Origin of the sequence: Cryobacterium sp. RTC2.1 (genome assembly GCF_035018685.1) — a bacterium.
Lineage (GTDB): Bacteria > Actinomycetota > Actinomycetes > Actinomycetales > Microbacteriaceae > Cryobacterium > Cryobacterium glucosi.
The window spans coordinates 1-7,731 of sequence record NZ_JASJXJ010000168.1; the positions used below are offsets into that span (position 1 = coordinate 1).

Annotated in this window: 8 protein-coding genes; 2 read left to right on the forward strand and 6 right to left on the reverse strand. The window is 68.4% G+C overall.

Features of this window, described 5'->3' with window-relative positions; translation table 11 throughout:
* Together QN357_RS16260 and arsB are read left to right on the forward strand one after the other, a co-directional pair.
* Positions 1-726, forward strand: a 726-nt coding sequence (locus tag QN357_RS16260; RefSeq protein WP_323505200.1) for an ArsA-related P-loop ATPase, incomplete at its 5' end; no start/stop codon positions are given.
* A gap of 81 nt (positions 727-807) precedes the next feature.
* Positions 808-1,902 (forward strand): ACR3 family arsenite efflux transporter, encoded by a 1,095-nt coding sequence (arsB, locus tag QN357_RS16265; RefSeq protein WP_134558193.1) that lies wholly within the window; start codon positions 808-810, stop codon positions 1,900-1,902.
* Positions 1,903-1,981: 79 nt separating this feature from the next.
* Here the strand turns inward: arsB and QN357_RS16270 are convergent, their stop codons facing one another.
* The 6 genes from QN357_RS16270 to QN357_RS16295 all read right to left on the reverse strand — a co-directional run.
* Positions 1,982-2,392, reverse strand: a complete 411-nt coding sequence (locus QN357_RS16270; protein WP_322136237.1) for an arsenate reductase ArsC — start codon at positions 2,390-2,392, stop codon at positions 1,982-1,984.
* An 86-nt stretch (positions 2,393-2,478) separates the two neighbouring features.
* Entirely contained in the window at positions 2,479-3,261 is a 783-nt protein-coding gene (locus QN357_RS16275; protein ID WP_198413438.1) for a phosphate ABC transporter ATP-binding protein, read from the reverse strand.
* 286 nt (positions 3,262-3,547) lie between these two features.
* A complete protein-coding gene (locus QN357_RS16280) occupies positions 3,548-4,639 on the reverse strand; it encodes a sortase (RefSeq protein ID WP_323505202.1) in 1,092 nt (363 codons plus the stop codon).
* Between the two features lie 56 nt (positions 4,640-4,695).
* Positions 4,696-5,442: a hypothetical protein gene (locus QN357_RS16285; RefSeq protein ID WP_323505203.1), complete on the reverse strand. Its 747-nt coding sequence runs from the start codon at positions 5,440-5,442 to the stop codon at positions 4,696-4,698.
* A gap of 125 nt (positions 5,443-5,567) precedes the next feature.
* Entirely contained in the window at positions 5,568-6,476 is a 909-nt protein-coding gene (locus tag QN357_RS16290) for a hypothetical protein (protein ID WP_134563950.1), read from the reverse strand.
* A gap of 90 nt (positions 6,477-6,566) precedes the next feature.
* Positions 6,567-7,731 (reverse strand): WxL protein peptidoglycan domain-containing protein (locus QN357_RS16295; protein ID WP_323505205.1); only part of this gene is annotated, 1,165 nt, incomplete at its 5' end.

Sequence of the window (7,731 nt, forward strand, 5' to 3'; positions counted from 1 at the left end):
GTCGCACTCGCCGAACGCGGCCACGCCGTGCACCTCACCACCACCGACCCCGCCGCTCACCTCACCGAGACCCTGCACGGCAGCGTGCCCGGGCTCGCGGTGTCCCGTATCGACCCGGCCTTGGCCGTGCAGACGTATCGCGACCACGTGATGGCCACCAAGGGCACGGCCCTGGACGCGGAGGGTCGCGCGGCACTGGCCGAGGACCTCCTCTCCCCCTGCACCGAGGAAGTCGCCGTCTTCCAGCAGTTCTCCCGGGTCGTCCATGAGTCGCGCCGGAAATTCGTCGTCGTCGACACCGCCCCGACCGGGCACACGCTCCTCCTGCTGGATGCGACCGGTTCCTATCACCGCGAAATGGCGCGGCAGATCGGCGACTCGCTTCCGTTCACGACACCATTGATGCGTCTGCAGGACCCGGCCCTGACCAAGGTCATTCTGGTTACCCTCGCGGAGACGACCCCGGTGCTCGAGGCCGAAGGTCTGCAGGACGACCTCGAACGTGCCGGCATCCACCCGTGGGCCTGGGTCGTCAACGCCTCCCTGGCCGCGGCCCGCCCGGCGTCACCGTTCCTTCGAGCACGCGCTTCGAGCGAGGTCGAACAGATCGACCGGGTGCGTCTCCTCGCGGATCGAATGGCCATCGTCGCCCTCCTGCCGGCGGAGCCCATCGGAAAGGAGAAGCTGGCGGCACTGACCGCACTCAGCCCCCAACCGGCACGGTGACCGTGAATCGACATTCGTCGATAGAGTGGGAACGCGTCATATCGACGTTCATCTATTCATTTTCTGATGGTGCGGAGCCCCATGCCCTTCCCTGAAACCCCGACCGTTCCATCCGTCGCCACCCCGATCACCGCTCCGGCCCGTCTCGGGTTCACCGACCGGCTCCTCCCGGTCTGGATTCTCGCGGCGATGGGTTTCGGCCTCCTGCTCGCGGTCGCCGCCCCCGGCATCGGCACGCTGCTCGGCGCGTTCACGATCGGCTCGGTCAGCGTGCCGATCGCCATCGGCCTGCTCGTGATGATGTATCCGGTGCTCGCGAAGGTGCGGTATTCGGATGCCCGCGCCGTGGCCGGCGATAAGCGCCTTCTGGTCTCGTCGCTCGTGATGAACTGGCTCGTCGGGCCCGCGCTGATGTTCACGCTCGCCTGGATCTTCCTGCCCGACCTGCCCGAGTACCGCACCGGGCTGATCATCGTCGGCCTCGCCCGCTGCATCGCGATGGTGCTGATCTGGAACGAACTAGCCTGCGGGGACCGCGAGGCCGCCGCCTTCCTCGTCGCCATCAACTCCGTCTTCCAGGTCTTCGCCTTCGCGGCGCTCGGCTGGTTCTACCTGCAGATCCTTCCGGCCTGGCTCGGCCTGTCCACCACGAGCGCGGACTTCTCGATCTGGGCCATCACGGCGAGCGTGCTCGTGTTCCTCGGCATCCCGCTCCTGGCCGGATACCTGTCCCGCCGGGTGGGCGAGGCCACCCGCGGCCGGGACTGGTACGAGGCCCGGTTCCTGCCGAAGGTCGGGCCGTTCGCCCTCTACGGGCTCCTCTTCACGATCGTGCTCCTGTTCGCCCTGCAGGGCAGGCAGGTCATCGACCGGCCGCAGGACGTCGCCCGCATCGCCCTGCCGCTCCTCGTCTACTTCCTTGTGACGTTCCTCACCGGCTTCCTGCTCGGGAAGCTCATCGGCCTGCCGTACGAGCGCACCGCGACCCTCGCCTTCACTGCGGCGGGCAACAACTTCGAGCTCGCGATCGCGGTCGCGATCGGCACCTTCGGTGCCGGCAGCGGTCAGGCCCTCGCGGGCATCGTTGGCCCGTTGATCGAGGTCCCCGTCCTCGTCGCCCTCGTCTACGTGGCGCTCTGGCTCCGGCCCCGCCTGTTCCCGGCGCCGCGCAGCTAGCGCTCAACCACGACGAATCCCGCCAAGAGCGCAGGCCGAAGTGGCCACCCGAGCAGCGGCACCCGTCGTGGCCGTCGGCTTAGACGCTCGCGGGCAGGAGCTCGGCGAGGAGGGCCTCGACGCGCGCCTTGATGTCGTCGCGGATCGGGCGCACCTCGTCGATGCTCTTGCCCTTGGGGTCGACGAGCTCCCAGTCCTCGTAACGCTTGCCGGGGAAGATCGGGCAGACGTCGCCGCAGCCCATGGTGATGACGACGTCGGACTCGCGCACCTGCTCGGTGGTCATCAGCTGCGGAACGGCCTGGGAGATGTCGATGCCCTCTTCGCTCATGGCCTGGATCGCCATCGAATTGATCTGGTCACCCGGCTCCGAGCCGCCGGAGCGCACCTCGACGGCGCCGCCGGACAGGGCGCGCATATAGCCGGCGGCCATCTGCGAGCGACCGGCATTGTGGATGCAGACGAACAGGACGGTGGGCTTCTCAGACACGGGGGTTCCTCACTCTCGATGTCCTCAAAGTATAGACGTTTGTCTATGCTTTGAGAATCCCCCATCGTTTCTTTACCCGGCCGGGGCTAGCCGAAACGGCCGTTGACGTAGTCGGCGGTGCGGCTGTCGATCGGGTTGCCGAACATGGCGTCGGTCGGCCCGTGCTCCACGATGCCGCCGGGCGTGCCCTGGGCGGCGAGGAAGAACGCGCAGTTCTGCGACACGCGCTGTGCCTGCTGCATGTTGTGCGTCACGATCACGATCGTGACCTCGTGGGCGAGCTCGAGCATGGTCTCCTCGATCACCCGCGTGGAAGTCGGGTCGAGGGCCGAGCACGGTTCGTCCATCAAGAGGATGCGCGGGGTCACCGCGAGCGACCGCGCGATGCACAGACGCTGCTGCTGCCCTCCGGAGAGTCCGGAACCGGGCGCGCGCAACCGGTCGCGCACCTCCTTCCAGAGCCCGGCCTTGGTCAGGCAGCTCTCGACGAGGAAGTCTTTCTCATCGTTGGAGGCACGCTTGCCGGTGAGGGTGAGCCCGGCGATGACGTTGTCGTAGATCGACATGGCCGGGAACGGGTTGGGCTTCTGGAACACCATGCCGATGCTCTTGCGGGCGTCGACGAGCTTGCGTTCGGGGTCGTAGATGTCCTCACCGTCGAGGAGGACTTCACCGGCGAGGCTCGCGGACGGCACGAGCTCGTGCATCCGGTTCAGGATGCGCAGGAACGTGGACTTGCCGCAGCCGGACGGGCCGATCAGGGAGGTGATGATGCCGGCCGGCATGGTGAGGTTGACCCGGTCGAGCACCTGGCGTTCGCCGAACCAGGCCGAGACGTTGCGGCCCTCGAGGGTTGCGAGTGGTGCGATCTCGCGCACCGGCGGGCTGAAGCTCGCGTAGACCCCGGCATCCGCGGCAGACGGCCGCTTCAGCCAGGGCGCGCTGAAGCCTCCGAGCCGGGGAGCCTTGACCGGCGCGTCGGCCACGACCTCGGGCCGGGCCTCGGTCCTCGCCTGCGCGCGCTGCTTGCGGTCACGCCGGACCGGTCCCTTCACCGGCGGCAGCACCTGGGTGAGCTCGTCGTTCTGCACATTGTCGGTCATGACACTCGTTTCATTGGTCTACAGCAGTTTCGGGACTGAAGCAGGTTCGGGACTACAGCAGGTTCGGGAGGAGGCGCACGAGTTGGTCGGCCACGAAGAGCCCCCCGACAGTGACAACCGGAAGGAAGACGATCCAGGTCTTGCGGAGGCCGACCCGGCGGAACGCCCAGACGGCGGCGAGTTCGATGACCAGCAGGAACTGCAGGGCGAAGACGAGGGCCCACACCGTTGTGGTGTCGGTCGCGAGTTCCTTGTCCTGCAGGGGCAGGGTCGCGAAGGTGGTCTGGCGCTTGCCGGCGGGCTTCGTCTCGGAGACGAGTTCGGCATCCACGCGCACGACGCCGCTCGGCACGTAGGCCGGCCCGCGGGCGCTCTCGAGGATCAGTCGGCTCTTGCCTGCACCGAGGCTTGCGGGTGCGGGGTCGCCGGCGTAGCGCAGGCCGAGCACCGAGAACGTCTGCTCGCCCTGGCCGGTGATCACGGTGAACTGCTGGCCGGGGCGCAGTTCCTGCAGCCGGGCGAACGGACCACCGTAGGCGGCGGCGCGGCCCATGAGCACGCTGATGCCGGACTGGCCGGGTAGCGGCGTGTCGCGGCGATGGCCGGGGCCGGCGCGCAGGGTGCCGGAGTCTGTGCCCTCGACGACGATCTCGTGCACGTCGATCGAGGGGATGTCGAGCACGGCCACGGGTGTGCCGGAGGTGAGCAGCACCTTGTCGACGGTGCCCTCGCTGACCGGGGCCGTTCCCTGGGCGAGCTCGTACCGGAAGGTGTTCGTGAGCTGCTGCTGGGACACGATGTGCTGCAGCTGGCCGAGCACAGTCAGGTTGGCGAGGAACCCGAAGATGAGGATGGCGAGAATCGCCAGGGTCGAGCGGATGACCTGGTCGCGCTGGGTGAGCACGACCGGCGGCCGAGGGGGCGGCGGGCTACGCCGCGGCGGCGTCGGGATCTTCGGTGGTTTCGGCGGCTTGCCCTGGCGGCCGCGCTCCGGCGGTGTGCCGGGGAGTCCGCCACCACCGCCCAGAGTGCCCGGGCCGGGCGGTGACCAGTCCCGGGGTCCCGCGGACTGTCCCGCGAGGGGGTGGACCGCCTGCATCTCGGAAACGCCGGGCGAAACCGGCGGGACCCAGCCTCGCGGCATTCTCGGCACCTTCGGCACCGTGGGGCGTTGGGGACGACGGGGCAGCCTGGCTGTCGTCATGACGCCACCTCTTCCGCGAGTTTGGGGGTGGGCCGCGGTACGAGGAGCACGAAGCGGAGGATCAGGGTCAGCGCGCCGGCGATCGCGAGCGCGATCAGGGCGAAGTAGGGCGGGATGATGCTGAACGAGTCCCGGGTGACGGGCGAGAGCGCCGTGCCGCCGATGTCCGCGGGAGGCGTCATGGTGACGTGACCCTTGAACCAGGCCCACTGGCCGACGTCCCGAATGGTGGCCGAGACGGTGCGGGTCTCATTGGGGGCGAGGCTGTCGATACTGACCTTGTCGACGATGGCGACGGGGAGGTCGACCGCGTTGTCGAGCCAGAAGCGCAGGCTCGAGGTGATCGGGGCATCCGTGATGTTGCGCATCGTGAAGTCGAGAACCATGGTGCCGCCGCCCGGCCCGGCCTCAGAATCGATGCGCGTCGTGAGGCCGCTCACGTAGAAGACGCCCGCGATCTTGGTCGGGTTCGCGCCGAGCGCCGAGGCCGCGGCGGCGGTGTCCTTGATCGTCGTTTGGGTCACCGCGGGCACGGCCACGGGTTTCACCGGGTTCGTGACGGCCGGGGTTGTCGTCGCCCGGCTCGACGGCCCGACGACACCCACGCTGATGCCCACACCGTTCGGGTCATCCGTCGCCGCCTGTGCACTCATGGCGCGTCCGGCCAGGCCCGCCACCGGCGCGAACGCGATGAGGGCCACGACCAGAATCAGGCGCGCGTGAGCGGATGTGAGCACAGTCAAGTTAGTCCATTCGAGGTTTCGGCGAGCTGACGGGCGGGCAAACAAGAGGCAAACACAGCAGGAAACCGAGCCTCGCTCATTCCGTGCCGTACGAGCGCGACAGGATAGAGTCGGCGACCGGCCGGCTACTGGGAAACGAGGGTGAGGGAGAGGGTGGACCGGTAGGTGCCGACTGACTTCTCGGGCGGCGCGACGAAAGTGAGGCCGGCGTTGAGCACGGTCGTGCCCACGGTCTGGGCCGGGGCGGCCACGGCGAGGTTCATCGGATACGTCGCCGAACCCGCGGTCTGGGCGGTGACGAGGCTCACCCCGGTGGCGTCGGTGCTGACCAGCTGCGGCGCGAGCCCGAGCTGGGAAGCACCGATCACGCTGCCGTCCGCGGCGTTCACGAAGTCGGCGACATCGGCCGACAGGATCCAGCCTTCCTGGGTGAGCACCCGAGAGTCGCTGACCGCGAAGCTGCCCAGGACACCGGTGGTCGTCGACCGGTTCGAGACCAGGACCGGGGCATTGAACGCGGCGACGGCAGCGGCGGGCACGACGAGGCTGAGCACGCCGTTGGTGTCGCTCGTCGTTGCAGATCCGATTGTTCCGGCGTCCGTCACGGCGAAGGATGCCGCCACCTGGCTGAACGGGTCGTCCGCGGCCGTGGTGCCGATCACCTCGATGGTGTGTCCTCCGGCCTCGAGGTCGGGGGGAAGGGTGCCGCTGCCTGCGAAGTCACCGGCAGCGTCGGCGTTTCCGCTGATCAGCAGGAACGGAGTGGAGTGCACCCAGACCTCGACGTGCGAAAACGGCTTGAGCCCGTGGACGGTGACGAACACCGGCGCCGAATCGACCCGCGAGCCGACCGGGAGCACACAGTGGATCTCGACGGGCCCGTTCGGAAGCTTGTCGGCCACACTCACCGTGAGCGCAACCACCCCACTGTCATCGGCCTGCGCCACGGACGAGATGGAGACCGTCCCGACCAGAGCCAGCAGGGCGACCAGTGCGCCGGTTATGAGAGTCGAACGGATGGGCAGTTGGAACATGTGTTTCCCCGATGGATCCTGGTGCGGTGGAGCTGCGGTGCCTGGGTGAAACTGCAGGGCAGTGGAGCAAGGCGTGCGGAAGTGCAGTGGTTACGGTGTCGGGTTGTGCGCGGCGGCGCCGTCCGCGCTGGCGCCCACGAGGGCCTCTTCGCGAGCCTTGCGGCGCGCTTCCGCCTCGGTGTATTCGATCCACGCCGCAGCCCGGGCCGAGTCGCGCTTGCGGCTGAGCCTCACGATGAGCCAGGTCACGGCCGCGACGAGAAGGAGGATCAGGAAGGCCCACGGCACCACGACGAGGCTCGAATCGCGTTCCGCGGTCGGCAGGGCTCCTGGGTTGAGTGCGTCGGGGTCGATCGTGCCGACGAGGGAGACATGCGGGTTGAGGTAGACCCAGGCGCCGACGCCGGAGACGGTCAGCGTCACGGTGCGGGAACTTCCCGGAAGCATCTCCGAGATCTCCTGGTCGGTCAGCCCGGACAGTGGGATGCCGAAGATGCCCTTGACCTGGGAGACCGTATTGGCCCCGAGGGACACGTTGCCGGTGTTGGTGAGGCTCACGCGGATCTTCGTGTCGCCGGCGAAGGGGTTGATGCTGCCCTCATAGGCGGATTCAATGCTGCTGATCGTCAGCGCCGGCTGCAGGAGACCCTTGACGCGCACATACAGGCGGATGGCGACGCGCCGGTCGACCGAGACCTGCCCGGCCGGGGAGAGGGCCGAGACGACGATGCCGCCGGCGTGGTCGCCGGGCTTCGCATCGGCCGGGGTCTTCATTGTGAACGGGAGCACCTGCTGGGCGCCCGGTTCCAGGGTGACCGAGACACGGCCGGTACCGTTCTCGAAGGTGACCCAGCTGCCGGCATCCTTGGGGGCTTCACTGCCTTCGAGGAGGGCGAACGTGCCGTCCTCGGCGTTGTACGCGTCGGTGGCGTAGACGGTGACGGCCTGCGTGGTCGTACCGGTGTTCTCGACGAGGTATTCGTCGTTGATGACCTGGCCCGGATCGACCTGGTAGGTGAAACGCGATCGGTCCTGGTCCACGCCGCCGTTGGACGACGGGGCCCCGGCGATGCCGTCGGAACCGTCCGCGGCCCAGGCACCCGCGACTCCGAGGGTCAGGGTCAGTCCGAGGGTTACCAGCACTCCGGCGGCACCGAGGGCGACGCTGCGGGAGAGGGAGTGGCGGGGAATCACGATCGGCGTTCTCTTTTCTGCGGGCGGATCCGAAATCTTGGGGGTGGAGCGGAATGCGGGG

What these genes read in the sequence shown, in the direction of transcription:
- arsB (WP_134558193.1), top strand. Translation starts at nt 808, where the DNA reads ATGCCCTTCCCTGAAACCCCGACCGTTCCATCCGTCGCCACCCCGATC.
- QN357_RS16280 (WP_323505202.1), bottom strand. Translation starts at nt 4,639, where the DNA reads ATGCCGCGAGGCTGGGTCCCGCCGGTTTCGCCCGGCGTTTCCGAGATG.
- QN357_RS16290 (WP_134563950.1), bottom strand. Translation starts at nt 6,476, where the DNA reads ATGTTCCAACTGCCCATCCGTTCGACTCTCATAACCGGCGCACTGGTC.